The 22,609-nt window shown below is 68.9% G+C and carries 28 protein-coding genes and 1 tRNA gene; 17 read left to right on the forward strand and 12 right to left on the reverse strand.

Features of this window, described 5'->3' with window-relative positions; genetic code table 11:
* Nucleotides 1-29: 29 nt before the first annotated feature.
* Both C0481_RS14400 and C0481_RS14405 read left to right on the forward strand, forming a co-directional pair.
* Nucleotides 30-668 (forward strand): LysE family translocator, encoded by a 639-nt coding sequence (locus C0481_RS14400; RefSeq protein ID WP_293404959.1) that lies wholly within the window; start codon nucleotides 30-32, stop codon nucleotides 666-668.
* An 84-nt stretch (nucleotides 669-752) separates the two neighbouring features.
* The gene (locus tag C0481_RS14405; protein ID WP_293404962.1) at nucleotides 753-1,334 is read left to right on the forward strand and encodes a hypothetical protein; all 582 of its coding nucleotides are present in this window, start codon (nucleotides 753-755) and stop codon (nucleotides 1,332-1,334) included.
* Between the two features lie 10 nt (nucleotides 1,335-1,344).
* Here the strand turns inward: C0481_RS14405 and C0481_RS14410 are convergent, their stop codons facing one another.
* The 5 genes from C0481_RS14410 to C0481_RS14430 all read right to left on the reverse strand — a co-directional run bounded on the left by C0481_RS14410 (nucleotide 1,345) and on the right by C0481_RS14430 (nucleotide 5,623).
* Entirely contained in the window at nucleotides 1,345-3,726 is a 2,382-nt protein-coding gene (locus C0481_RS14410; protein WP_363223613.1) for an EAL domain-containing protein, read from the reverse strand.
* An 82-nt stretch (nucleotides 3,727-3,808) separates the two neighbouring features.
* Nucleotides 3,809-4,057, reverse strand: coding sequence for a hypothetical protein (locus C0481_RS14415; RefSeq protein ID WP_293404965.1), 249 nt, complete (start codon nucleotides 4,055-4,057; stop codon nucleotides 3,809-3,811).
* Nucleotides 4,050-4,361: a hypothetical protein gene (locus C0481_RS14420; protein ID WP_293404967.1), complete on the reverse strand. Its 312-nt coding sequence runs from the start codon at nucleotides 4,359-4,361 to the stop codon at nucleotides 4,050-4,052. Before C0481_RS14420 ends, C0481_RS14415 begins: the two co-directional genes overlap by 8 nt.
* 348 nt (nucleotides 4,362-4,709) lie before the next feature.
* Nucleotides 4,710-4,784 (reverse strand) — tRNA-Gly (locus C0481_RS14425).
* A 98-nt stretch (nucleotides 4,785-4,882) separates the two neighbouring features.
* Nucleotides 4,883-5,623, reverse strand: a complete 741-nt coding sequence (locus C0481_RS14430) for a DUF6065 family protein (protein ID WP_293404969.1) — start codon at nucleotides 5,621-5,623, stop codon at nucleotides 4,883-4,885.
* Nucleotides 5,624-5,716: 93 nt separating this feature from the next.
* On the opposite strand from C0481_RS14430, the gene C0481_RS14435 reads away from it, so the two are divergent.
* From C0481_RS14435 to C0481_RS14450, 4 genes are all read left to right on the forward strand, one after another.
* Nucleotides 5,717-6,229 carry a prolyl-tRNA synthetase associated domain-containing protein gene (locus C0481_RS14435; RefSeq protein WP_293404971.1) on the forward strand — a complete coding sequence of 171 codons (513 nt, stop codon included), beginning with the start codon at nucleotides 5,717-5,719 and terminating at the stop codon, nucleotides 6,227-6,229.
* An 82-nt stretch (nucleotides 6,230-6,311) separates the two neighbouring features.
* A complete protein-coding gene (locus C0481_RS14440) occupies nucleotides 6,312-7,211 on the forward strand; it encodes a co-chaperone YbbN (protein WP_293404972.1) in 900 nt (299 codons plus the stop codon).
* Between the two features lie 14 nt (nucleotides 7,212-7,225).
* Nucleotides 7,226-7,891 (forward strand): LON peptidase substrate-binding domain-containing protein, encoded by a 666-nt coding sequence (locus tag C0481_RS14445; protein ID WP_293404974.1) that lies wholly within the window; start codon nucleotides 7,226-7,228, stop codon nucleotides 7,889-7,891.
* A 9-nt stretch (nucleotides 7,892-7,900) separates the two neighbouring features.
* Nucleotides 7,901-8,104 carry a Trm112 family protein gene (locus tag C0481_RS14450; RefSeq protein ID WP_293404976.1) on the forward strand — a complete coding sequence of 68 codons (204 nt, stop codon included), beginning with the start codon at nucleotides 7,901-7,903 and terminating at the stop codon, nucleotides 8,102-8,104.
* 417 nt (nucleotides 8,105-8,521) lie between these two features.
* Here C0481_RS14450 and C0481_RS14455 read toward each other — a convergent pair whose 3' ends face one another.
* Complete coding sequence (locus C0481_RS14455) at nucleotides 8,522-9,775, reverse strand: UbiH/UbiF/VisC/COQ6 family ubiquinone biosynthesis hydroxylase (protein ID WP_293404978.1); 1,254 nt, start codon at nucleotides 9,773-9,775, stop codon at nucleotides 8,522-8,524.
* 75 nt (nucleotides 9,776-9,850) lie between these two features.
* Between C0481_RS14455 and C0481_RS14460 the strand changes: the two genes are divergently transcribed.
* Complete coding sequence (locus C0481_RS14460) at nucleotides 9,851-10,042, forward strand: hypothetical protein (RefSeq protein ID WP_293404981.1); 192 nt, start codon at nucleotides 9,851-9,853, stop codon at nucleotides 10,040-10,042.
* Nucleotide 10,043: 1 nt separating this feature from the next.
* On the opposite strand, the gene C0481_RS14465 is transcribed toward C0481_RS14460, so the two are convergent.
* The gene (locus tag C0481_RS14465; protein ID WP_293404983.1) at nucleotides 10,044-10,382 is read right to left on the reverse strand and encodes a GlpM family protein; all 339 of its coding nucleotides are present in this window, start codon (nucleotides 10,380-10,382) and stop codon (nucleotides 10,044-10,046) included.
* 82 nt (nucleotides 10,383-10,464) lie between these two features.
* Here C0481_RS14465 and C0481_RS14470 point away from each other — a divergent pair, with 82 nt between their 5' ends.
* From C0481_RS14470 to C0481_RS14495, 6 genes are all read left to right on the forward strand, one after another.
* Entirely contained in the window at nucleotides 10,465-10,710 is a 246-nt protein-coding gene (locus C0481_RS14470; RefSeq protein ID WP_293404985.1) for a helix-hairpin-helix domain-containing protein, read from the forward strand.
* Between the two features lie 4 nt (nucleotides 10,711-10,714).
* On the forward strand, nucleotides 10,715-11,458 hold the full coding sequence (locus C0481_RS14475) for an EcsC family protein (RefSeq protein WP_293404987.1): 744 nt from the start codon (nucleotides 10,715-10,717) through the stop codon (nucleotides 11,456-11,458).
* A 374-nt stretch (nucleotides 11,459-11,832) separates the two neighbouring features.
* Nucleotides 11,833-12,933 carry an HlyD family secretion protein gene (locus C0481_RS14480; RefSeq protein ID WP_293404989.1) on the forward strand — a complete coding sequence of 367 codons (1,101 nt, stop codon included), beginning with the start codon at nucleotides 11,833-11,835 and terminating at the stop codon, nucleotides 12,931-12,933.
* A gap of 12 nt (nucleotides 12,934-12,945) precedes the next feature.
* Entirely contained in the window at nucleotides 12,946-14,574 is a 1,629-nt protein-coding gene (locus tag C0481_RS14485; protein WP_293404991.1) for a DHA2 family efflux MFS transporter permease subunit, read from the forward strand.
* The gene (locus C0481_RS14490) at nucleotides 14,574-15,182 is read left to right on the forward strand and encodes a TetR/AcrR family transcriptional regulator (RefSeq protein WP_293404993.1); all 609 of its coding nucleotides are present in this window, start codon (nucleotides 14,574-14,576) and stop codon (nucleotides 15,180-15,182) included. The genes C0481_RS14485 and C0481_RS14490 overlap by 1 nt, the downstream gene beginning before the upstream one ends.
* A gap of 92 nt (nucleotides 15,183-15,274) precedes the next feature.
* Nucleotides 15,275-15,931: a PEPxxWA-CTERM sorting domain-containing protein gene (locus tag C0481_RS14495; protein ID WP_293404995.1), complete on the forward strand. Its 657-nt coding sequence runs from the start codon at nucleotides 15,275-15,277 to the stop codon at nucleotides 15,929-15,931.
* 3 nt (nucleotides 15,932-15,934) lie between these two features.
* Here C0481_RS14495 and C0481_RS14500 read toward each other — a convergent pair whose 3' ends face one another.
* On the reverse strand, nucleotides 15,935-16,540 hold the full coding sequence (locus C0481_RS14500) for a TetR/AcrR family transcriptional regulator (protein WP_293404997.1): 606 nt from the start codon (nucleotides 16,538-16,540) through the stop codon (nucleotides 15,935-15,937).
* Nucleotides 16,541-16,643: 103 nt separating this feature from the next.
* Here C0481_RS14500 and C0481_RS14505 point away from each other — a divergent pair, with 103 nt between their 5' ends.
* Nucleotides 16,644-17,387 carry an SDR family oxidoreductase gene (locus tag C0481_RS14505; protein ID WP_293405000.1) on the forward strand — a complete coding sequence of 248 codons (744 nt, stop codon included), beginning with the start codon at nucleotides 16,644-16,646 and terminating at the stop codon, nucleotides 17,385-17,387.
* Between the two features lie 297 nt (nucleotides 17,388-17,684).
* Here C0481_RS14505 and C0481_RS14510 read toward each other — a convergent pair whose 3' ends face one another.
* A complete protein-coding gene (locus tag C0481_RS14510) occupies nucleotides 17,685-18,494 on the reverse strand; it encodes an enoyl-ACP reductase (RefSeq protein ID WP_293405002.1) in 810 nt (269 codons plus the stop codon).
* Between the two features lie 125 nt (nucleotides 18,495-18,619).
* Between C0481_RS14510 and C0481_RS14515 the strand changes: the two genes are divergently transcribed.
* Together C0481_RS14515 and C0481_RS14520 are read left to right on the forward strand one after the other, a co-directional pair.
* A complete protein-coding gene (locus C0481_RS14515; RefSeq protein ID WP_293405004.1) occupies nucleotides 18,620-18,817 on the forward strand; it encodes a GNAT family N-acetyltransferase in 198 nt (65 codons plus the stop codon).
* Nucleotides 18,814-19,122, forward strand: a complete 309-nt coding sequence (locus C0481_RS14520) for a GNAT family N-acetyltransferase (RefSeq protein ID WP_293405006.1) — start codon at nucleotides 18,814-18,816, stop codon at nucleotides 19,120-19,122. Before C0481_RS14515 ends, C0481_RS14520 begins: the two co-directional genes overlap by 4 nt.
* Here C0481_RS14520 and fabB read toward each other — a convergent pair.
* The 3 genes from fabB to C0481_RS14535 all read right to left on the reverse strand — a co-directional run bounded on the left by fabB (nucleotide 19,119) and on the right by C0481_RS14535 (nucleotide 21,461).
* Nucleotides 19,119-20,330 (reverse strand): beta-ketoacyl-ACP synthase I, encoded by a 1,212-nt coding sequence (fabB, locus tag C0481_RS14525; protein ID WP_293405008.1) that lies wholly within the window; start codon nucleotides 20,328-20,330, stop codon nucleotides 19,119-19,121. The two genes, C0481_RS14520 and fabB, sit on opposite strands and share 4 nt — an antisense overlap.
* Nucleotides 20,331-20,347: 17 nt before the next feature.
* Complete coding sequence (fabA, locus tag C0481_RS14530; RefSeq protein WP_183775527.1) at nucleotides 20,348-20,875, reverse strand: 3-hydroxyacyl-[acyl-carrier-protein] dehydratase FabA; 528 nt, start codon at nucleotides 20,873-20,875, stop codon at nucleotides 20,348-20,350.
* 82 nt (nucleotides 20,876-20,957) lie between these two features.
* Nucleotides 20,958-21,461, reverse strand: coding sequence for an SH3 domain-containing protein (locus C0481_RS14535; RefSeq protein ID WP_293405014.1), 504 nt, complete (start codon nucleotides 21,459-21,461; stop codon nucleotides 20,958-20,960).
* A 145-nt stretch (nucleotides 21,462-21,606) separates the two neighbouring features.
* Here C0481_RS14535 and C0481_RS14540 point away from each other — a divergent pair, with 145 nt between their 5' ends.
* Nucleotides 21,607-22,593, forward strand: coding sequence for a D-glycerate dehydrogenase (locus C0481_RS14540; RefSeq protein WP_293405016.1), 987 nt, complete (start codon nucleotides 21,607-21,609; stop codon nucleotides 22,591-22,593).
* Nucleotides 22,594-22,609 lie beyond the last annotated feature (16 nt).

Genomic DNA, 22,609 nt, shown 5'->3' on the forward strand with positions numbered 1-22,609 from the left:
TTCTGCGTTTCCACCCGGCCGATAGACCCATGCAGCTGCCCGTCGATCCTGCCCGCTACGGGGCTTTCCTTGGAGTGATGGCCGTCATGGCCGTGACGCCCGGCCCGGCCAATCTGTTCGCCATCGCCACCGGGGCCCAGAAGGGCAAGGCCGCCGCCTTGGTCGGGGTAGCCGGCATGAACACCGCCACCCTGGTCTGGTTCGGCGCTGCGGCCCTGGGGCTCGGGGCGCTGATCCTGGCCTTTCCGCAGGTCTTCCACCTGCTGGCCTTCGCCGGGGCGGCCTACATCGCCTGGCTGGGCGTCAAATCGCTGCGCGGCGCCGTCCGGCACGACGCCGAACCGGGCCACGGCGCCTTCAAACAGGGGAAGTCGGCCTATCTCGACGGCTTTGCCGTGCAGATCGCCAATCCGAAGGCGGTGCTGTTCTTCACCGCGGTGCTGCCGCCGTTCCTCGATCCGGCGCGGCCCCTGCCGGCCCAGCTGGCGGCGTTCGCCTGTGCGACCCTGACCCTAGATATCCTGGCGATGAGCGCCTATGGCCTCGGCGGCGCGGCCCTGGCCGCCAAGATGACCGAGCCACGCTTCGCCCGCGGCTTCGCCGTGGTGGTCGGACTGTTGCTGCTGACCGCCGCGGTGTTGATGGCGCTCAAGGCTGGCGGAGCTTAACAAGCGCAACCATAATTAGGCCCAGGTGTTTTTCCCTAGTGCGCCACCTTCCTCGCTGTACGAGGAATTTCGGGTCCGAAAGTCATGTCACGTAAATCCGCCGCCATCGTCGCCAGCCTGGCCCTTACGGCCCTGCTCGGCGCCTGCACGACCGCCACGCCCTACCAGCCGAACATCTCGGGCCAAAAGGTCCAGGGCGGCTACTCCGAGCAGCAGGTCGAGACCGACCGGTTCCGGGTCACCTTTTCCGGCAACAGCCTGACCTCGCGCGAAACCGTCGAGGGCTACCTGCTCTACCGCGCCGCCGAGCTGACCGTGCAGCAAGGCTACGACTGGTTCGAGATCGTCGACCGCAACACCGACGCCGACCGCCGCACCTATATCGACCGCGATCCGTTCTACAGCCCGTGGTACGGGCCGAGCTACGGCTACTGGCGTCCCTACTGGCGCTACTACGGCGGGGGCTATGGCTGGAACAGCTGGGACCCCTATTGGGGCAACCCCTTCTGGACCAGCAGCGTCGACGTCCGCACCGTCACCAAGTTCGAGGCCAGCGCCGAGATCCTGCTGCGCAAGGGCTCCAAGCCCGCCGAAAACCCCGGCGCCTTCGACGCCCGCGCGGTGATGAGCAACCTCGGCCCGCGGGTGCTGCGGCCCGCGCCGTAAGGCGCGGGCGTCAGCCGGCCTTGCGCTCGGCCTCGGTCCAGTCGTCCAGCGCCGTCAGCGGCGCCGGGCGGCCGATCGCATAGCCCTGAACCTCGGCGCAGGCCTCGCCGCGCAGGAACTCCAGCTGCTCAAGCGTCTCGACGCCCTCGGCGGTGACCGGGATGTCCAGGCTGCGGCCCAGGCCCAGCACCGCCTTGACGATGGCGGTGGCGCGCTCGTGGCGGTGGATGTTCTCGACGAAGCTCTTGTCGATCTTGATCTTGTCGAACGGGAACGACTGCAGGGTCGAAAGCGACGAGAAGCCGGTGCCGAAATCGTCCATGGCGATGCGCACGCCCAGCGCCTTCAGCCGGCGCAGGTTGTCGAGCGCGCGCTGATAGTCCTTGAACAGCGCCGTCTCAGTGATCTCCAGCTCCAGTCGGCGCGGAGCCAGGCCGGTCTCCATCAGCACCTCGTGCACCACCGCCGGCAGGTTCGCCTGGTGCAGCTGCACCGGCGATAGGTTGACGGCGATGCGCAGCGGCTTGTCCCAGGCGGCCGCGTCGGCGCAGGCGCGGCGCAGCACCCATTCGCCGAGCGGCAGGATCAGTCCGCTCTCCTCGGCCACCGGGATGAAGTCGATCGGCGCGATGAGGCCGCGCTGCGGATGGCGCCAGCGGACCAGCGCCTCGAAGCCGCAGACCTCTCCGTCCTCGGCGCGGGCCAGCGGCTGGTAGTGCAGCACCAGCTCCTCGGCCGTGATCGCCTGGCGCAGCTCGCGGGCCAGCGCCCGCCGCACCCGGATCGACTCGTCCATCTCGCGCTTGAAGAAGCGGTAGCCGCCGCGACCGTCCTCCTTGGCGCGATAGAGCGCCATGTCGGCGTTGGCCAGCAGCGCCTCGCCGCTCGCGCCGTCGCCGGGATAGAGGCTGACGCCGAGACTGGCGCCGACCTGCAGCTGCTGGTCGCCATAGGGCGCCGGCGTGCTCAGCGCCTCCAGCAGCTCGGTGCAGAGCTCGGCCGCGGCGGCGGGCTGGTCGGCCGCCCCGATCTGCACCACGACGAACTCATCCCCGCCTAGGCGGGCGGCGAACGACGGCGCGACCACGGCCTTCTGCAGGCGGCGGGCGACCTCGGTCAGGATCGCGTCGCCGGCCAGGTGGCCGTGCAAGTCGTTCGCCTCCTTGAAGTGATCAAGGTCGATGCAGATCACCGACAGCTTCTCACCGGTGATCTGAATCCGCTCAAGCGCCTGAGCCAGGCGGGCCTGCATCATGTTGCGGTTGGCCAGGCCGGTCAGACCGTCGTGTTCGGCCAGGTAGCGGATCTTCTCCTCGGCCGAGCGGCGCTCGCGCAGGTCGCGGACCGCCAGCACCATCAGGTCGCCCGCCTCGCCGGCGGCGCGCCGCCGCTCAAGCATCCGGCCGAAGGTTTCGACGGGAATGTCCTCGCCGCCGCCCTGGGGCCGCAGCACGCCCTCGCAGCGGGCGTTGTGGGCCACGCAGGAGGCGTCGTCGAACATCAGGATCTCGCCGGTCAGCTTGCGGCCGGTCAGTTCGGCCAGCGGAGCCCCGGCCAGGGCGCAGAACGCGGCGTTGGCGTCCTGGATGCGGTCGCCGTGCACGACCACGATGCCTTCGTAGGCGGCGTCGGCCAGGCGGCGGATGCGGGTCAGGGCCTGGGCGTTGGCCCCGCCTTCGATCAGCACCGCGCCGAGACCGCCAAGGATGATCAGGCTGACGATCAGCGCCACGGCCAGGGTCATCATCACCGACGACAGCAGCTGGGCCGGAACGTGGACCGTGGCGTCCGGGACGACGGTGATCGCGCCCATGCCGGCGAAGTGCAGGCTGCAGATCGCCACCGTGAGCAGCAGGCCGGCCAGCAGCTGCTGCGACAGCCGCGCGGCGTCACGGGCCGCGAACATCGCCGCCAGCGCCACCCCGACCCCGGCCACGACCGAGCCGGCCACGATCGGCAGGTCCCAGGTCAGCACGCCCTCGGTCACGTAGGCGCCCATGCCGGTATAGTGCATCGCCCCGACCCCGAGGCCGGCGAGCACGCCGCCCGCGATCTTGCCCCCGCGCCCCGGCGCGAAGGCCGGCGCGGCGAAGGCCGCGGCCATGAACACCCCGGCGATCAGCAGCGAAACCAGCGTGCCCATCGGCAGGAAGCCCGACCGCAGCCCGGTTTCGTAGGACAGCATGGCGATGAAGTGCGTCGCCCAGACCGAACAGCCGGCGACCAGACCGGTCAGCAGCACCCAGGCTGCACGTACACCGTGTCCCTGGGCCGTCCGCATCCTTGAGTATAAACGAAAGGCGGTAAAGCATCCGCCGAAGCACACGAGTCCAGCAACAACAACCAGGCGCAGGTCATGTTCTGTCGCCAAGCAAGTTAAGACTTTGAACACTATAAACCATGCCCCAACGGCTGAAATAGGCGCGCGTTCTAGGTCGGCACGGTAAATAAACGGCTCATTCCGCTAAATAAATTCAGGTAGCCGCGCGCCATCCCAGCCCGACGGTGGTCACCGACGGCATTGCCCGCAACCGTTCGACGAGCAGGCCTGCGACATCGGGTCCCACGCCGCTCGCCTCCAGCCGGATCGAGGTCCGGTCCGCGCCCTGCTCGGCGGCGAGCGTCAGGATCTGCGCGCCCTGCACGGCGAAGGGGGCCAGCACCCGCAGCACGATGTCGGCCTCCGGGCGCGCTTCGATCAGGAAGGTCCGCCGCTCAGCCATGTTTGAGCGCCTTGGCCGGGTAGACCTGGGCCAGCAGCAGGCGGCCGGCGTCGTCGAACGCGCGCAGCCGCAAGGCCTCGGGCGCGGGCTCCACGGCCCAGATCAGCTCGCAGGTCGGGGCCGTGCTCGGCCAGGCCAGGTCCAGGGCCTGCTCGACCGCCAGCAGCGCTTCCAGGCCGCCGCTCAGCGTCGCCTCCAGACGGGCGGTCTGCTCCAGCAGGGCTTCGTGGGCCAGCGTCGCGGCGAACCGGCGGGCGGCCAGCCCGGCGCTGGCGGGATCGGATGAGGGGTTCGAGTGGTCCATTGCAGTCAATCCTTTCGAGATGAAGGACCGACGGAGCGCACAACAAAAAACCCCGCTGCCTGTTCGGGAGCGGGGTTCCTGATCTTGCGATCCGTCGGCTTGTCTAAAGCGCGCGCGTTCGCCCCGTCCCAATGGTGGGGGTAATAATAATCATCATGGTGGTTTTCGACGCGCAGGCGGCCGGACGCGCCGCGGGCGCGTTCTTCAGGCCGGCAAGGTCGAGAGCCAGGGTCATCACAGGGAGCTATAGACCAGGCGCGATCGTATACGCAACTCGGCCGGCGAAACGCCCGTCAGAAACGCAAAAGGGCCGCCCGAAGGCGACCCCTGCTTAGTCCGATTTTCGATTGGAGCGGGCGAAGAGATTCGAACTCTCGACCCCAACCTTGGCAAGGTTGTGCTCTACCACTGAGCTACGCCCGCACTCCGAAGCGACTTGGTGTTCCGTGCCGCCCGAAAATCGAGAGCGGGCTTATGGCAGAGCGCCCGCACGTTGGCAACACCAAGGACCATCTTTTTTCTCAGCCGAATTTCGGACCCTTCAAACGGCGCTTGTTGACGTGGTCCTTGGGGGCCTCGGCGACCTCCTCCGGGAACTCGCCGCGGAAGTAGTAGCGCTGCCAGGCCTCCTTGGTGGCGTCAGGATCGGCGCGGAAGATCCGCTTGTTGAACTCGCTGCGGTGCTTCTCCCAGGTGTCGTACTGGCCACGCAGTTCCGGGTTGCGGTCCATGCCGCGGATCACCGGCTGGAACTCGGCCAGCTCGCGGTCCTTGGTCAGGGTGATGAAGCAGAACGGCTCGCCCTTTTCGAAGCGCACGCGGCCCGGGCGGGTGAAAATCCAGTTCATCGTGAACGGGAACGGCAGCCACTCGGTCTCGACCAGGCCGGCCAGCGGCTGGACGCCGTCCTTGACGTGGTTGGGCGGGCCCTGGGCGATCATCGACCAGCCGGGCGGCGTGCGGAACAGGTAGCCAGGGTGGAAGGTCATTACCCCGTGGCTGAAGTGGCTCTTCACGAAGTTGTGGAAATCGGGATGCGGCCGGTCGGGGACCAGCTTGATGTCGTCCTGCATCACCCCGCCGTTCCACTCGGCGGTGAAAGCCATCGGGCAGAGGATCTCCCACCCCGTGGTGTTGGCCATGGTCAGCGGCAGGCAGCGATAGGGGTGGCGCTCGGCGAACCGGTCCATCCAGGCGCGCTGCGGGCGTCCCGGCACGATTTCCGGCGGCCGCTCGGCGGTGGGATAGCACTCGAGCTCCATGGGCTCCTCCAGCGTTCAGTCCTGGCGACTGCTCTAGACCCGCGATCGGCGCGCCGCTAGCGGCCAGCGGCGGGCTTGCGCTAAGCAGGCGCCATGAAGACCCGGTCCGATCTCATCGCCTTCTTCGACGCGCACGGCGTCGAGCACCACACCACCGACCACGCGGCCGTGTTCCGGGTCGGCGAGGGCGAGGGGATCAAGGACGACATCCCCGGCGCCCACACCAAGAATCTGTTCCTGAAGGACGCCAAGGGCCGGCTGTGGCTGATCTCGGCCCAGGACGACACCCAGATCGACCTCAAGCGGCTGCACACGGTGATCGGTTCGGCGCGACTGTCGTTCGGGTCGGCCGAGCTGATGGAAGAGGTGCTCGGCGTGACGCCCGGCTCGGTCACCGCCTTCGCCCTGATCAACGACGCCGAGCATCGTGCGACCTTCGTGCTCGACCGCCGGCTCGCAGAGGCCGAACGGGTGAATTTCCACCCGATGAGCAACACCGCCACCACCGGCGTCTCGCGGGCCGGCTTCGCCCAGTTCCTGCAGGCGCTGGGGATCACGCCCCTGGTGGTCGACTTCGCGACCATGGCCGTGGTCGAGGACGCCTAAAGCCCCGTTGAAGCGAAGGCCCTAAGGGACCATTTTAGCGCCCGGACGCGTTACGTCCCGACAACTCACGTTTGGAAGACCCATGAGCCTGATCGGCGAGACCCAGCCCCAAGCCGCCGCCGCCGACCTGATCAAGGACGGCACCGACGCCAGCTTCGTGGCCGACGTCATCGAGGCGTCGAAAGAGACCCCGGTCATCGTCGACTTCTGGGCGACCTGGTGCGGCCCGTGCCGCCAGCTCGGCCCGTCGATCGAGAAGAACGTCCTGGCCGCCAAGGGCAAGGTCAAGCTGGTCAAGATCGACATCGACGCCAATCCCCAGTTCGCCGGGCAACTGCGCGTCCAATCGATCCCGGCGGTGTTCGCCTTCGTCGGCGGCCGCCCGGTCGACGGCTTCATGGGCGCCCTGCCCGACAGCCAGGTGAAGCAGTTCGTCGACCGCATCGCCGGCCAGGCTCCGGCCAACGCCGTCGACGAGCTGCTGGCCATGGCCAAGGAGAGCCTGGAGGTCGGTGACGTCGGCGGCGCGGCCCAGGCCTACGCCCAGGTGCTGCAGGCCGAACCCGACAACCTGAAGGCCATTGGCGGCCTCGCCCGCTGCTACCTGACCGGCGGCGACGCCGAGCGTGCGGCCGAGATCGCCGCCATGGCCCCCGCGGACGCCAAGGACGTCGACCTCGACAGCGTGCGCGCCGCCCTGGCCCTCGCCGAGGAAGGCCCCAACGAGACCGGCGAGTTCGAACAGCGCCTGGCCAAGGACGCAAGCGACCACGAGGCCCGCTACGAGATCGCCAAAGCGCTCGCGGCCCGCGGGGCCTGGGCCGAGGCCTCCGACCATTTGCTGACCATCATCGCCGCCGACCGCGCCTGGAACGACGACGCCGCGCGCAAGCAGCTGCTGACCATCTTCGAGGCCGCAGGCTCGGGCTCGGACATCACCCGCTCCGGCCGCCGCCGGCTTTCATCCATCCTGTTCTCATGAGGAAGGGCCGCCTCATGCCGGCCGCCGCTTTTCGTAGAGCTTCAGACCTTCCGCAGGTGATCCCGGTGTTCCCGCTGGACGGGGCCCTGCTGTTGCCGGGCGGCGACCTGCCGCTGCAGATCTTCGAGCCGCGCTACCTGAACATGATCGACGACGTCATGGCCGGGGACCGCATGATCGGCATGGTCCAGACCCGGGCCGGCGGCGACCGCGCGCGTCCGAACCTGGCCAGCGTCGCCTGCTCCGGACGGGTCACCAGCTTCTCGGAGACTTCCGACGGCCGCTATCTGATCACCCTGACCGGGGTGTGCCGCTTCCTGGTCCGCGAGGAGCTGTCGGTGGCCACGCCCTATCGCCAGGTGCGGGCCGAATTCGAGCCCTACGCCGAGGACCTCAGCGTCGAGGCCGCGCCGATCCCGGCCTTCGACCGCCGGCGCTTCGCCGGGGCGCTGAAGCGCTATCTGAACCGGCGAGAGCTCGACATCGACTGGGAGACCGCCGAGACCGCGCCGCTGGAGAGCCTGGTGACGTCGCTGGCCATGGGCCTGCCGTTCGAGCCGGCCGAGAAGCAGGCGCTGCTGGAAGCCCCCACCGTCGCCGACCGCTGTGAAGCCCTCACCGCCCTGCTCGAGATCGACAGCCTCGAAGCGGACGATGACGGCCCGCAGTCGATCCAGTAGAAGCGCGCCATGTCCGACGCCCTCGCCCCGCTCGCCCTGACCGCCGACGTCGATCCGCGGCTGCTGGAAATCCTGGTCTGCCCGGTCACCCACGGGCCGCTGGTCTATGACCGCCAGGCGCACGAGCTGATCAGCAACAGCGCCAAGCTCGCCTATCCGATCCGCGACGGCGTGCCGATCATGCTGCCGGAAGAAGCCCGGACGATCGACTGACCCCCGATGCTCCCCCTCTGGGGATGCCCCGGCCGCATGGCCGGGTGAGGGCGGCTTTGACTAACGCCGCTGCCCCCCTCCGTCTCGATGCTGCGCATCGATCCACCTCCCCCAGGAGGGGAGGATCTGCTGTTTGGCAGCTGCAATGCCTGTTCCTCTCCCCGCTCGAGGGGAGAGGTTAGGTGAGGGGTCTGGCGGCGCGGAGCGGCGCTCTGCTGAGTCAGCACCCCCCTCACCCCGACCCTCTCCCCCAAGGGGGCGAGGGAGTCCTTTAGGTGCTCCCTCAGATGCTCTCCCGCTGGGAGAGCTGCTGGACGTTGGGTCTCAGGTGTCGGAAAGCGCGCAACGCTTGTCCGAGACCCATGAACACCTGATGGTTCAAGCAGTCGCCGGACGTCGCCCGGATAATACTCTGGGCTACAGCGCCTCGCCGCGCAGCAGCCGCGGCAGGTCGCCCGTCGCGCCGCCGGCGTCTTCCATGAAGAACCGCCGCGCCGGGCCGATGCGGTTGACCGCCGCCATGCCGACCCCGCGGGCCAGTCGCAGCACCGGGTTGTCGTTCGAGAACAGCCGCGTGAACACGTCCGTCGCCGCCGCCAGCATCACGGTGTCGAAGCTGCGCCAGCGGGCGTAGCGCTCCAGCACCAGCTCCGAGCCGATGTCCTCGCCCAGCCGCGCGGCCTCGACCAGCACCTGGGCCAGCGCCGCCGCGCCCTTGAGGCCGAGGTTCAGGCCCTGGCCGGCGATCGGGTGGATGCCGTGGGCGGCGTCGCCCAGCAGCACGGCCCGCGGCGCGGTGAGCCGCTCGGCCAGCTGCAGCGACAGCGGATAGGTGAAGACGTCGCCGTCCAGGGTCGCCGCGCCCAGGAACTCGCCAAAGCGGCGCTGCAGATGCGCGTGGAAGGCTTGCGGCGAGGCGGCCTTCAGCGCCGCCGCTTTCGGCCGGCTCTCGGTCCAGACCAGGCTGGCGCGGTCGTCGGTCAACGGCAGGATCGCGAACGGTCCGCCCGGCAGGAAGTATTCGTGCGCCACGCCCTCGTGGCCGCGGGCCAGCCGCACGGTGGCGACGACGCCGGTCTGCGGATAGTCCCAGCCGGTCACGCCGATGCCGGTCGCCTTGCGCACCACCGAGCCGCGCCCCTCGGCCCCGACCACCAGCGGCGCGCGCAGGGTCCGGCCGTCCTCCAGGGTCACCGCCGCCGCGCCGCTCTCGAACACCACGCCGGCCACCTTGGCCGGCGCCTCGACCCGGATCTTGGCCCGCGCCACCCCGGCGGCCAGCGCCGCGCGCGTGCGGCGGTTCTCCAGCATGTAGCCCAGCGGCTCGCCCGCCGACCGCTCGGCGATCTCGGCGGAATCGAAGCGCAGGTAGAAGGGCGATGACTGGCGCGCCGCGGCCCCGGGCGAGAAGCCGTCGGTGACCAGGATCTGCTCGATGCGCTGGGCGTAGGGCTCGATCTCTGCGGCCAGGCCCAGGGTCCGCCACTGGCGGAACGAAGCGTAGGCGATGGCCGAGGCGCGGCCGTCGAAGGTCGGCGCCACCTGGTCGTCGAACACCACGGGATCGATCAGCAGCGGCTCCAGCCCCGCGCTCTTCAGCGCCAGCGCCAAGGTCGCCCCCGCCATCCCGGCGCCGGCGATGATCACGTCCGCATCGAAGGTCTCAGCCATGGGCGGATATGCCGACGAACAGCGGCAAAGGTCCAGCGCCTTGCGCCGCGGCGGCCGCATGGCCAAGCTGCGTCGATGATAAGAATTCCCGATTGGGCGCTCTGGACCCTGGTTCTGACCAACCTCGCCTTCCTCGCCGGCGCGGCGGTGTCGCGCTTTGTGCTCGGTGGATCACCGTCGATCACCAATGCTGGCCTCTCGGCGCTGGCAATTGTCGTCTTCGGCCCGCAGCTCTATCGCCGCGTCCGCTCGCGCCAGGGCGGTTAAGTCAGCCGCCGCCCAGGAACCGCGGCGCCAGGAAGATGACCAGGGCGACGACCAGCCAGACGGCCAGGCCGCCGGCGATCGCCAGGCGGTAGTCGAGCTTGTCGACCAGCAGCCAGCAACCGCCGAGGAACGCCAGATAGGCCGGAATGGTCTTGGCTCCGGCCAGGCACGCCTGGCGGAAACCGGCCGCGTCGCCCTTCGACCCGACCGCCAGCAGGGCGATGATCGCGAAGGTCGGGGCCAGCGGCAGGATGCCGGGCAGCACGTTGCCACGCTTCGAGGCCAGCACGATCAAGGCGGTGACGATCCCGCCGATCAGCCCCTTCCAGAGCACGTCCATCCTCGGGTCCCTTCGCGCCGACTATCCCGCCCCGGCGATAGACCCTATCTCTGGGATTGGCGACGCTAACCGAGGGTATGCGATGGCTTTCTCCGCCGAGGAGCGTGCGGTCCTGCTGGCCGTGAAGGGTGTCGGCCCGACCGTGGTTCAACGCCTGGAACAGGTCGGGATCGAGGATCTCGCCGGCCTCGCCCACCAGGACGCCGGCGCGATCTGCGCAGCGGCTTCGGCGATGCTCGGCTCGACCTGCTGGCGCAACAGCCCGCAGGCGCGCGGCGCGATCGCCGCGGCCATCGAGGCCGCCCGCGCCCACCTCGCGGACGCCTGACGTCGTGGCCAAGGACCAGCCGCCGTTCGGGGCCTCGGAAACCGACTACGAGGCCTGGGCCCGCCAGGAGGTCGCCCGCTGGCGCGGCCAGATGCTGAAAACCCCCAACCTGCTCGACAAGACCACCCGCGGCGTCCAGCAGAAGATCAACAGCGTCATTCCCGAGCAGGTGCACAAGACCGCCACCGCCGTCATCGAGCAGATGACCCGCGCGATCCTGACCGGCTCCAACGTGGTCACCGCCGCGCCGCTGCTCGACGCGCCGCTGGCCGTGCGTGACGCCCGCGCGATCACCACCATCGGCGCCTATCGCACCACCGCTGCGGTCGAGGGCGGCGTCGCCGGAGCTGGCGGCTTCTGGCTGGCGGTCGCCGACTTCCCGGCGCTCATCACCATCAAATTGAAGCTCTTGTTCGACCTGATGGCGATCTACGGCAAGTCGGGCGCGGACTTCTCCGAGCGGCTCTACCTGCTGCACATCTTCCAGCTGGCCTTCTCCTCGGCCGCGCACCGCGCCGAGGTGTTTCGCGCCATGGAGAACTGGGACGCCCGCGCCCATCCCCAGCACCTGGACGACTTCGACTGGCGCCGCTTCCAGCAGGAGTACCGGGACTACATCGACCTGGCCAAGATGGCCCAGCTGATCCCGATCATCGGCGCCCCAGTCGGCGCGGTGGTGAACTGGCGGCTGACCCAGCGGGTCGGCGACATGGCGATCAACGCCTATCGGATGCGCCGCCTGGGCTGAGGGCTACCAGCACCCCTCTTCGCCTACGCCCGCGCCAGGCGCTCAGCGAGCTGACGGTTCGCCGCGCCGGGTTCGGCGCTTAGATCCCGCACCAGCTCCGGTGTTGAGCTCTGTTCGGCCAGATTCCATGCGACCAGCATCCCAAGCAGAAAGGTCACGCCGAACAGACCGAAGGCTTCAGCCAGCCCATTCGTATCTTGCCGTTGATCATCGCCGCGCCCCGTTCTCGCCGATTGCGCGCCCTGCGGCTTTCCGCCTCGTTAATGTTTCTTGGACGCTTTCGTCCACTTTACCCATTGCAGGCGATCCGAACTCGCCCTACTTCGGTCTTGATTGGACTAATGCGTCCATTTTTCGGTTTTCAGGCGCTCCACATGGCGGTTTTGCCCAAGAAGTTCGTGCCCCTCGCCGTCGGCGGGGTCGTCGCGGTCGGCCTGGTGGTCGGCGGCGGCGCCTGGTGGATGAACAAGCAGAAGTTCGAAGCCACCGACAACGCCTTCATCCAGGCCGACAAGGTCACCGTCGCTCCGCAGGTCGACGGCTATGTCGCCGAGGTGCTGGTCGCCGACAATCAGCACGTCCAGGCCGGACAAGTGCTGGTCCGGCTCGACACCGCCCCGCTGAAGGCTGCCCTCGCCAAGGCCGAGGCCAACGCCGCGGCGCTGGACGCCGCCGTCCGCGCCGTCGACGACAAGGCCCGGCTGGAGCAGGCGATGATCGCCCAGAAGGCGGCCGGCGTCGCCTCGGCCCACGCCGAGTCCCAGCTCGCCGAGGCCGAACTGTCCCGTTACGGAACCCTGGCCAACCAGGGCTGGGTCTCGCCCCAGCGCGCGCAGTCGGCCCGCGCCGCCGCCAGCCAGGCGTCCGCCAGCGTCGATCAGGCCAAGGCCACCCTGGAGGCCGAGCGCCGCAGCGCCGCCAGCCTCGGCTCGGCCCGCGACCAGACCGTCGCCCAGGCGAACGCCGCCCGCGCAGCCGTCGAGCAGGCGCGCATCGACCTCGACCGCGCCGAGATCAAGGCCCCGGCCTCCGGCGTCGTCGGCGCCCGCGCCGTGCGCACCGGCCAGTACGTGCGGCCGGGCTCGTCGCTGATGACCGTCGTGCCGCTGGGCCAGGCCTATGTGGTCGCCAACTTCAAGGAGACCCAGGTCGCGCGCCTGAAGATCGGCCAGCCGGTGACCATCAAGGCCGACGCCTTCGGCAAGCAGGAGATCAAGGGCAAGATCGACAGCTTCGCCCCGGCCACAGGCTCGGAATTTGCGCTGATCCCGGTCGAGAACGCGGTCGGCAACTTCACCAAGATCGCCCAGCGGCTGCCGGTGAAGATCGCCGTCGATCCGAAGTCGCCATTGGCCGGCGCCCTGCGTCCCGGCCTGTCGGTCGCGGTCAAGGTCGACGTCACCGCCGACACCGGCCCGAGCTTCGCCGAAGCCACGCCCTCGGCCGAATACGCCCGGCGCGGCGTCACCCGCTAAGAGGCCGCCGCCGTGAGCGACGCCGCCATCGACCCGAAGACGGGCGCCGCGCCCGCCGTCCCGGCCCCGCCCGGCGGTCACGTGACCGCCACGGGCGAGGTCGACTGGATCAAGATCTTCCTGGGCTTCGGCGGGATGGTGGTCGGCCAATTCATGGCCACCCTCGACATCCAGATCGTCGCCTCCTCGCTGAGCCAGATCCAGGCTGGCGTCGGCGCCAGCGCCGACGAGATCAGCTGGGTGCAGACCATCTACCTGCTGGCCGAGGTGGTGATCATTCCGCTCACCGCCTACCTGACCAAGATGTGGGGCACGCGGCCGGTCTACGTGTTCGCCGCCGCCGCCTTCATCGTCACCTCGATCATGACCGGGCTGTCGACCAGCATCGAGATGATGATCGCCACCCGCGCGCTGCAGGGCCTGGCCGCCGGGGCGATGATCCCGGCCGTGTTCGCCACGGCCATGACTGTCTTCCCGCCGGAGAAGCGGGTGATGGCCAACGTCACGGTCGGGCTGATCGTCACCCTGGCCCCGACCATCGGCCCGACCCTGGGCGGTCACCTGACCGAGGCGCTGAACTGGCGCTGGCTGTTCTTCGTCAACGTCCCGCCCGGCCTGCTGGTGATGTTCCTGGTCGGCCGCTACGGCGACTTCGACAAGGGCGACCCGTCGCTGGCCAAGGGCATCGACTGGTTCGGGCTGGCGACCATGACGGTGTTCCTGCTCTCGATGCAGTACGTGTTCGAGGAAGGCTCCAGCGAAGGCTGGTTCGAGGACGACCTGATCCTCTGGCTCACCGTGACTGCGGTGATCACCGGCGTCGTCTTCATCTGGCGACAGCTCACCTACAAGCAGCCGATCGTCTCGCTGCGGCCGTTCACCGACCGAAACTTCACCCTCGGCTTCCTGATGAACGCCGTCTCGGGGATGAGCCTGTTCGGCGGCACCTTTATCCTGCCGCTATTCCTCGGCCAGATCCGCCACTACTCGGCGGCCGAGGTCGGCACCACCATGCTGGTCTCAGGCCTGACCATGTTCCTCAGCGCCCCGATCGTCGGCCGTGTCGTGCGGCTGATGGATCCGCGGATCTCGCTGGTGGCCGGCTTCGCGCTGGCCGCCTACGGGGTCGGCCTGGGGGTCAAGGTGACCGCCGACTGGGGCTTCTGGGAGTTCGCCGCTCTGCAGGCGATCCGCGGCTTCGGGGTGATGATCGCGATGATCGCCGCCCAGGCGCTGTCGGTCTCGACCCTGCCGATCTCGATGATGAAGGACGCATCGGGCCTGGTGAACCTCGTCCGCAACGTCGGCGGCGCCATCGGCCTGGCCATCCTGACCACCATCCTCAGCGACCAGACCGCCGTGCACCTCTCGGAGCTGTCGGCGGCGATGAGCGTCGCCAACCTGCAGGGCCAGGAGATGCTGGCCGGCCTGACCGCGATGATGGAGGCCCAGGGCCTGGCCGATCCGGAGGGCGCGGCCCGCAAGTTCCTGGGCATGGCCCTGCGCCGCGACGCCGCTGTGCTCGGCTTCGCCGATGGCTTCTACTTCCTGGCGCTCGGGTGCGCCTTCGCCGCCCTGCTCGGCTTCCTGGCGACCCCGGGCAAGGACGCGCCGCCCAGCGGCGGCGGCGGGGGCCACTGATGCCGCGCGCGCCGGGCCAGATCGACCTCGCCAAGACCGAGGCCATCCTCGACGCCGCCGCCGAGGTGTTCGGCGAGCGCGGCCTGGCCGCCTCGATGGAAGAGATCGCCCGCCGCGCGCGGGTGTCGAAGCAGACGATCTACAATCACTACGGCTCCAAGCCCGAGCTGATCCGCGCCATCGTCGACCGGCGGGTGGCCGAGATCACCGCGCCGCTGCTGATGCCCGAGGCCGTCGACCATCCGCAGGAGGCGCTGGCCGCCCTCGGCCGCTCGATGCTGACTGCGATCCTCACGGCGCGCGGCACCTCGATGCTGCGCATGACCGTCGAGAGCGCCGCCGAGCAGCCGGACCTGGCGCGGGCCTTCTTCGAGGCCGGCCCGGCCACCTCGCGCCGCCGGCTGGCCGAGTTCCTGGCGATGGAGACCGAGAACGGCCGCATGGCGGTCGACGACCCGGTGCTGGCGGCGGAGTTCTTCGCCAGCATGGTGATCGGCGGCCACCAGATCGCCCAGCTGCTGGGGGTCGAACGCCAGTTCACACCAGCCGAGATCGACCGGGTCGCCGGCGAAGCCGCCGCCCGCTTCATGAAGGCCTACTCGGCGTAGAATCGGCCGGCGCCGCACAACCTTCATCGAACGATGATGCGGGCGCCATCTGCGTGCGCGATCAGCCCTCCAGTCTTAACTCGAGGGTAACCATGTTCGCCAAGTCCCTGGGCCTCGCCGCCCTCGCCGCCGCCGCCTCGCTCGCGCTTCCCGCGGCCGCCGCGACCATCACGCCGGTCGGCGTCACCGCCAGCAACACCTTCCCGTTCTGGGGGACCTACAACGCCGAGAACCTGATCGACGGCAGCGGCCTGTCGGGCGGTCTGCACGACGCCGACTACGCCAACATGTGGATGACCGACCTCGGCGTCTCGGCCGCCACGCTGACCTTCGATCTCGGCCAGACCTTCAAGCTCTCGGGCGCCGACATCTGGAACTACAACTTCGGCGTCGAGGAGTTCGCCTCGACCCTCGACCGCGCCTCCAAGGCCTTCAAGATCTCGATCTCCACCGACGGCGTGACCTACACCCAGGTGCTGGCCGGCGAGCTCGCGCGCGGAACCGGCAAGGCGCTGGCGGCCGAGAGCTTCGGCCTCGGCGGCAAGGCCCGCTACGTCCAGATCGCCCTGGACGGCAACCATCAGAAGTATCCGGAGACCTACGGCTACGCCCCGATCGGGCTGTCGGAAGTCCGCTTCACCGGCTCGGCGGTCCCGGAACCAGCGACCTGGGCGATGATGATCACCGGCTTCGGCCTGGCCGGAACCGCCCTGCGCTCGGCCCGCCGCCGCGGCCAGCAGTTCGCCTAAAGGTCAGGGCCCGGTGAGCGGCTCCCAGGCCGCCATCGCGCCCTTGGCCACGCTGAGCAGCTTGTCCTCGCTGGCCCCGTCGCGGGCCTGGATCGACATGCCCTGCTGGACGGTCAGGTAGAAGGCCGCCACCGCGCCGACGTCGACGCTGGCCGGCAGCTCGCCGGCCGCCACCGCCTGGCGTAGGCGCGCCTCCAGCCCGGACTGCCCCTGGGCCCGGTTCTCCCGCAGGGCGGCGCAGACGCTGGCGCTGGCCTCCGTGGTGTTGAGCTGCGAGAGCACGACCATGCAGCCGCGCGGCTTACCCGGCCTTGAGAAGGAATGTGCGGTGGCGGTCAGGAAACCTGCCACTGCCGAGCGCGCATCGGGCGCGTTTTCGACAGCGTCCCAGATCTGCGGCCCCTCGGTGCGGCCGTAGAGTTCGATCGCCTCGCGGAACAACGCCTCTTTCGAACCGAAGGCCGCATAGAGGCTCGGCGAGCCGATGCCCATCGCCACGGTCAGGTCGCTGATCGACGCGCCCTCGTAACCCTTGGTCCAGAACAGCTCCATAGCCCGGGTCAGGGCGGCGTTGCGATCGAAACTGCGTGGTCGGCCGCGGTCGGCCATGGCTCAACCTTTCTGTATCGACCGATATATAAATCCCTTGACGGGACCGGGCAAGCCGACCATCTGCTTTCTGTATCGAACGACACAGAAATGGAGCAAACCCGTGTCGAACCTCTCCGGAAAGCGCGCCCTGGTCACCGGCGCCAGCCGCGGCATCGGCGCCGCCATCGCCCTGCGCCTGGCGCGCGACGGCGCCGACGTCGCCATCACCTACGAGCGCTCGGCCGACAAGGCGCAGGCCCTCGTCGAGGAAATCAAGGCTTTGGGCCGCAAGGGATTGGCCATCCAGGCCGACAGCGCCGACCCGGCCGCCGTCAAGGCCGCGGTCGACCGCGCCGCCGCCGAGCTGGGCGGGCTGGACATCCTGGTCAACAACGCCGGCATCGCTCGCGGCGTCGGGCCGGTGGCGGGCTGGACGCTCGAGGACATCGACCAACTGCTGGCGGTCAACGTGCGCGGGGTGATCGTCGCGGCCCAGGCGGCGGCCGCGCACCTGCCGGTTGGCGGGCGGATCATCAACATCGGCTCGAACCTGGCCGAGCGGGTGCCGATGGCCGGCATCACCCTCTATGCGATGACCAAGTCGGCGCTGCTGAGCTTCACCAAGGGCCTGGCGCACGACCTCGGGCCCCAGGGGATCACAGTCAACCTGGTGCATCCCGGCTCGACCGACACCGACATGAACCCGGCCGGCGGCCCCGGCGCCGACCCCCAGCGCGCGCGCATGGCCATTCCCGAATATGGAAAGCCGGAAGACATCGCCAGCGCCGTCGCCTGGCTGGCCAGCCCCGAAAGCCGCTTCGCCAATGGAACCGGCTTCGTCATCGACGGCGCGGCCAACGCTTAGGGAGCACCGGTTCCTCTCCCCGCTTGAGGGGAGAGGTTAGGTGAGGGGTCTTGCGGCGCGGAGCGGCGCATTGCTGAGTCAGCAGCCCCCTCACCCCGACCCTCTCCCCCAAGGGGGCGAGGGAGTCGCTCTAGGCGCCTCGCCTGACGCAACAACCAAGTGTCATCCCGGAAGCCGCGCAGCGGCTGTCCGGGACCCATTGACGCCAAGCTCGCCCGAAGGCGGCGATGCCTGCGCCATCAGGTGTTCATGGGTCCCGGTCTTCGCCTGCGGCGAAACCGGGATGACAGCCTTGGACTACTCGCTGTCCGAGCCCAGGCCCATCATGTGGAAGCCGGCGTCGACGTGGACCACTTCACCCGTGGTCGAGAACCCGAGGTCCGACAGCAGCCACAGGGCGCAGCCGGCGACGCCTTCCATCGAAGTGTCTTCGCCGAGCGCCGACATCGACCGGCCCTGGGCCAGCATGCCGCGGCCGCCGCTGATCCCCGCCAGCGACAGGGTCTTCATCGCCCCGGCCGAGATGGCGTTGACGCGGATCTTCGCCGGGCCGAGGTCGCGGGCCACATAGCGGGTCGCCGCTTCCAGACCGGCCTTGGCCACGCCCATGGTGTTGTAGTTCGGGATGGCGCGCTCGGACCCCAGATAGGTCATGGTCACGATCGAGCCGCCGTTCGGCATCAGCTTCGCGGCGCGCTTGGCGCAGTCGACGAACGAGAACACCGAGATGTCCATGGCGCGCAGGAAGCTCTCTCGCGAGGTGTTCTCGACGAACGAGCCCTTCAGCTCGTCCTTGTTGGCGAAAGCGATCGAGTGAAGGAAGAAGTCGATCGTGCCGTGCGCCTTCTCGATCGCCTCGAAGGCGGCGTCCATCGAGGCGTCGTCCTGCACGTCGGCCGGGACGATGGCTTTGGCGCCGACGCTTTCGGCCAGCGGTGTGACCCGACGCTCCATGCCCGGCAGGTGCAGGAAGCTCAGTTCCGCGCCCTGGGCCGCCAGCTGCGAGGCGATGCCCCAGGCGATCGACTGGTGGTTGGCGACGCCGGTGATGACGCCCTTCTTGCCCTTCATCAGGTCGCCCTTGGGCATCTGATAGTCTTCGGCCACGCGTGGACTCCTTGGCGTTTCCAAAAGTTTCGCCGGTTTGTGGACGGGCCCGCAGGCCCGCGCAAGCATCATCCTGCTGGCGACGATCACGAGGTCGCGGCTAAAGGACGGCAGGGAGGCGACCCATGACCGAGCTTCTGCCCGTCATCGACACCGAGCGTCTGCGGCTGCGGGCGCTGGAAACGACCGACGCCGACGACATGGCCGCCAACATGACGCCGGCGGTCACGCGATGGCTCTCATCCTGGCCAAGTCCGCTGAGTCGGGAAGCTGCGCTGGCTCGGATCGAGCGCTCGCGGGCGGCGATCCAGGCGGGGGGATGATCGGCGGTTTCGGCGGCGGCCTGCGGCCGGACGACCGGCGGCGAATGGAGATCAGCTACCACTTGGCCGAGGACTGCCAGGGCCAGGGCTACATGCGCGAGGCGACGGCGGCGACGATGCCGGTGCTGTGGCGGCTGATCCCGGCCGAGGTGATGGAGGCCGGCGCCCAGGTGGAGAACCAAGCGTCGTTCAGCGTCATGGCCGCCCTGGGCATGACGCCGGCCGACGAACGGCTGGTCTACTCATCGGTCCGCGACCGGCACGAGCCGACGCGGTTCTTCGAACTGCGCCGGCCCGGGTCCTAGACCCGCGCCATCACCAGGCAGCCGTTGGTGCCGCCGAAGCCGAACGAGTTCGACATCACGGTCTCCAGCTGCACGTCCTTGCGCTCGCGCAGGATCGGCAGGTCGGCGAACTCGGGATCGAGGGCCTCGATGTGGGCGCTCTCGGCCGCAAAGCCATTGTTGAGCATCAGCAGGCTGTAGATCGCCTCCTGCGCGCCGGCCGCGCCCAGGCTGTGCCCGGTCAGCGACTTGGTCGACGAAATCAGCGGCACGTTGGCGCCGAACACCTCGCGCACCGCGCCCATTTCCTTGCTGTCCCCGACCGGCGTCGAGGTCCCGTGCGGGTTCAGGTAGTCGATCTTGCGGCCGCCGAGATCGGCCATCGCCATGCGCATGCAACGCACCGCGCCCTCGCCGGACGGGGCGACCATGTCGAAGCCATCCGAATTGGCCGCATAGCCGACGATCTCGCCGTAGATCTTGGCCCCACGGGCCTTGGCGCGCTCGTACTCTTCCAGCACCACGATGCCGGCGCCGCCGGCGATCACGAAGCCGTCGCGGTCCTTGTCGTAGGCGCGGCTGGCGGTCGAGGGGCGGTCGTTGAAGTTCGAGCTCATCGCGCCCATGGCGTCGAAAAGGACGCTCAGCGACCAGTCGAGCTCTTCCGTGCCGCCGGCGAACACCACGTCCTGCTTGCCCATCAGGATCTGCTCGTAGCCCGAGCCGATGCAGTGGGTGGAGGTGGCGCAGGCCGACGAGATCGAGAAGTTAAGGCCCTTGATCTTGAACCAGGTGGCCAGCGTCGCCGAGGCGCCCGAGCTCATCGCCTTGGGCACCGCGAACGGGCCGACGCGCTTGGGGCCGCGTTCTTTGGCGGTGTGCGCCGCCTCGATGATCGCCTTGGTCGACGGACCGCCGGAGCCGACGATCAGGCCGGTGCGCTCGTGGGAGACCTCGGCCTCATCCAGGCCGGCGTCGGCGATCGCCTGTTCCATGGCGATGTGGCCAAAGGCCGTGCCCTGGGCCAGGAACCGCGCCGCGCGCCGGTCGACCAGCTTTTCCCAGTCGAGGCCGGGATCGGCGTGGACCTGCGAGCGGAAGCCCAGCTCGGCGTACTCGGGCGAGAAGCTGATCCCGGACTTGGCCTCGCGCAGCGAAGCCAGGACTGCATTGGCGTCAGCGCCAATGGACGAGACGATACCGATGCCGGTGATGACGACGCGACGCATGTGTCTTGCCTGTGCTCTCAGACCAGGTCCTTGGCGTCGAACAGTCCGACGCGCAGATCCTTGGCTTCGTAGATCACCTTGCCGTCGGCCTCGAGCACGCCGTCGCCGATGCCCATGACCAGCTTGCGGATGATCACGCGCTTGAGGTCGATCTTGTAGACCAGCTTCTTGACCTTCGGGGTCACCTGACCGGTGAACTTCACCTCGCCGACGCCCAGGGCGCGGCCCTTGCCGGGCGCGCCCGACCAGCCGAGGAAGAAGCCGACCAGCTGCCACATGGCGTCCAGGCCCAGGCAGCCCGGCATCACCGGGTCATTGATGAAGTGGCACTGGAAGAACCAGAGGTCCGGATTGATATCCAGCTCGGCTTCCAGATAGCCCTTGCCGTGCGCGCCGCCGTCTTCGGTGATCTTCACGATGCGATCGAACATCAGCATCGGAGGCACCGGCAGCTGGGCGTTGCCCGGGCCGAACATCTCGCCTCGGCCGCAGGCCAGCAGCTCTTCGAGATTGTAGTGGTCCTTGGCCTTGGCGCCCTGGATCATGCTTGGCTTTCTTGGCGGCGGCCCGTTTTTCCGAGCCTCGGGAATCGTGAATTTCAGGCCCTAGCAGAGCCGCGCGGCAGGCTCAACGGCTGCGCGCGACGCCGGGCCGGGCCACTTTACACTGGATCGCGTCGGAAGTGCCCCAGAGTTCGCCCGCCTGGGCCCATCCAGAGACCCCGTCGCTGCGCACCCGGCACCAGCCGTCCTCGCAGGTCTTGACCAGCTCGGCGATGGCGCGCGGGTTGAGATAGGCGACGATCTCGGCCTCCGCCCGCGGCTTCTTGTGCAAGCCCAGGCGCGTCGGCTTGGCGCGCATGACCGTGGATTCGCCGCTGGTCAGGCGCCGGTGCACCCAGGCCATACCGCCGTCCGGATCGCAGATCCGCCGCCACTCGCTGTTCTCGGCGATCACCTGCACCGGCAGGCCCTTGGCCTGGTAGACCCACAAAAGCTTGTGATCTTCCCCCGGTCCGGCCCGCGCATAGACCTTGTCGAACTTCAGCGACACGTAGCGCGGCACCGGCTGGCCGGACGGCGTCTGGCGCGGCGCCGCCTGGGCGGCAGGCGTCAGGGCGGCCAGAATCAACGCCGCCGTCAAAAAAACGGGCGTTACGCGCTTCCGCAGTCCAAAGGTACGTTGCTCGCCTTGGCCGTCCATGGGGGCTTTGCTAGAGGTTCTTCGTCACAACGCAAGGCGCGCCGCGCGCAGTTAAAGATTCCTTTCAAACGCCATGGCCGCTCGAAAACCCAAAGTCATCGTCACCCGCCGCCTCCCCGATCCGGTAGAGACCCGGATGCGCGAGCTGTTCGACACAGAGCTGAACCTCGACGACGTACCGCTCGACCGCGAAGCGCTGATCAAGGCGGTGCAGCGGGCCGACGCCATCGTCCCGACCATCACCGACCATATCGACGCCGACCTGATCGCCGCGGCGGGCGACAAGCTGAAGCTGATCGCCAACTTCGGGGCCGGGGTCGATCACATCGACGTGGCCGCCGCCAACGAGCGCGGCATCGCCGTCACCAACACCCCGGGCGTGCTGACTGAGGACACCGCCGACCTGACCATGGCGCTGATCATGGCCGTCTCGCGCCGGATCGTCGAAGGCGCCAATGTCGTGCAGGCCGGCGAGTTCACCGGCTGGACCCCGACCTGGATGATGGGCCGGCGGGTCAACGGCAAGCGGCTGGGGATCATCGGCATGGGCCGGATCGGCCAGGCGGTGGCGCGCCGCGCCAAGGCCTTCGGCATGCAGATCCACTATCACAACCGCAAGCCGGTCAGCCACGTGATCGCCGAGGAGCTGGAGGCCACCTACTGGGAGAGCCTCGACCAGATGCTGGCCCGGATGGACATCATCTCGGTCAACTGCCCGCACACGCCGGCGACCTATCACCTGCTGTCGGCGCGGCGGCTGAAGCTGCTGCAGCCGCATGCCGTGGTGGTCAACACCGCTCGCGGCGGCATCATCGACGAGGGCGCCCTGGCCGACCTGCTGGCCGCCGGCGCCGTCGCCGGAGCGGGCCTCGACGTCTTCGAGTTCGAACCGGCGATCAATCCCAAGCTGCTGACCCAGCCCAACGCCGTGCTGCTGCCGCACCTGGGCTCGGCCACGGTCGAGGCGCGCATCGACATGGGCGAGAAGGTGATCATCAACCTGAAGACCTGGATGGACGGCCATCGCCCGCCCGACCGGGTCATCCCCTCGATGCTCTGACCCCAATTCCTCCCCT

The organism is Phenylobacterium sp. (assembly GCF_013822795.1).
In the GTDB taxonomy this organism is placed as follows: Bacteria; Pseudomonadota; Alphaproteobacteria; order Caulobacterales; family Caulobacteraceae; genus Phenylobacterium.

What these genes read in the sequence shown, in the direction of transcription:
- C0481_RS14400 (WP_293404959.1), top strand. Translation starts at nt 30, where the DNA reads ATGCAGCTGCCCGTCGATCCTGCCCGCTACGGGGCTTTCCTTGGAGTG.
- C0481_RS14405 (WP_293404962.1), top strand. Translation starts at nt 753, where the DNA reads ATGTCACGTAAATCCGCCGCCATCGTCGCCAGCCTGGCCCTTACGGCC.
- C0481_RS14415 (WP_293404965.1), bottom strand. Translation starts at nt 4,057, where the DNA reads ATGGCTGAGCGGCGGACCTTCCTGATCGAAGCGCGCCCGGAGGCCGAC.
- C0481_RS14420 (WP_293404967.1), bottom strand. Translation starts at nt 4,361, where the DNA reads ATGGACCACTCGAACCCCTCATCCGATCCCGCCAGCGCCGGGCTGGCC.
- C0481_RS14430 (WP_293404969.1), bottom strand. Translation starts at nt 5,623, where the DNA reads ATGGAGCTCGAGTGCTATCCCACCGCCGAGCGGCCGCCGGAAATCGTG.
- C0481_RS14435 (WP_293404971.1), top strand. Translation starts at nt 5,717, where the DNA reads ATGAAGACCCGGTCCGATCTCATCGCCTTCTTCGACGCGCACGGCGTC.
- C0481_RS14440 (WP_293404972.1), top strand. Translation starts at nt 6,312, where the DNA reads ATGAGCCTGATCGGCGAGACCCAGCCCCAAGCCGCCGCCGCCGACCTG.
- C0481_RS14445 (WP_293404974.1), top strand. Translation starts at nt 7,226, where the DNA reads ATGCCGGCCGCCGCTTTTCGTAGAGCTTCAGACCTTCCGCAGGTGATC.
- C0481_RS14450 (WP_293404976.1), top strand. Translation starts at nt 7,901, where the DNA reads ATGTCCGACGCCCTCGCCCCGCTCGCCCTGACCGCCGACGTCGATCCG.
- C0481_RS14455 (WP_293404978.1), bottom strand. Translation starts at nt 9,775, where the DNA reads ATGGCTGAGACCTTCGATGCGGACGTGATCATCGCCGGCGCCGGGATG.
- C0481_RS14460 (WP_293404981.1), top strand. Translation starts at nt 9,851, where the DNA reads ATGATAAGAATTCCCGATTGGGCGCTCTGGACCCTGGTTCTGACCAAC.
- C0481_RS14465 (WP_293404983.1), bottom strand. Translation starts at nt 10,382, where the DNA reads ATGGACGTGCTCTGGAAGGGGCTGATCGGCGGGATCGTCACCGCCTTG.
- C0481_RS14470 (WP_293404985.1), top strand. Translation starts at nt 10,465, where the DNA reads ATGGCTTTCTCCGCCGAGGAGCGTGCGGTCCTGCTGGCCGTGAAGGGT.
- C0481_RS14480 (WP_293404989.1), top strand. Translation starts at nt 11,833, where the DNA reads ATGGCGGTTTTGCCCAAGAAGTTCGTGCCCCTCGCCGTCGGCGGGGTC.
- C0481_RS14490 (WP_293404993.1), top strand. Translation starts at nt 14,574, where the DNA reads ATGCCGCGCGCGCCGGGCCAGATCGACCTCGCCAAGACCGAGGCCATC.
- C0481_RS14495 (WP_293404995.1), top strand. Translation starts at nt 15,275, where the DNA reads ATGTTCGCCAAGTCCCTGGGCCTCGCCGCCCTCGCCGCCGCCGCCTCG.
- C0481_RS14500 (WP_293404997.1), bottom strand. Translation starts at nt 16,540, where the DNA reads ATGGCCGACCGCGGCCGACCACGCAGTTTCGATCGCAACGCCGCCCTG.
- C0481_RS14515 (WP_293405004.1), top strand. Translation starts at nt 18,620, where the DNA reads ATGACCGAGCTTCTGCCCGTCATCGACACCGAGCGTCTGCGGCTGCGG.
- C0481_RS14520 (WP_293405006.1), top strand. Translation starts at nt 18,814, where the DNA reads ATGATCGGCGGTTTCGGCGGCGGCCTGCGGCCGGACGACCGGCGGCGA.
- fabB (WP_293405008.1), bottom strand. Translation starts at nt 20,330, where the DNA reads ATGCGTCGCGTCGTCATCACCGGCATCGGTATCGTCTCGTCCATTGGC.
- fabA (WP_183775527.1), bottom strand. Translation starts at nt 20,875, where the DNA reads ATGATCCAGGGCGCCAAGGCCAAGGACCACTACAATCTCGAAGAGCTG.
- C0481_RS14540 (WP_293405016.1), top strand. Translation starts at nt 21,607, where the DNA reads ATGGCCGCTCGAAAACCCAAAGTCATCGTCACCCGCCGCCTCCCCGAT.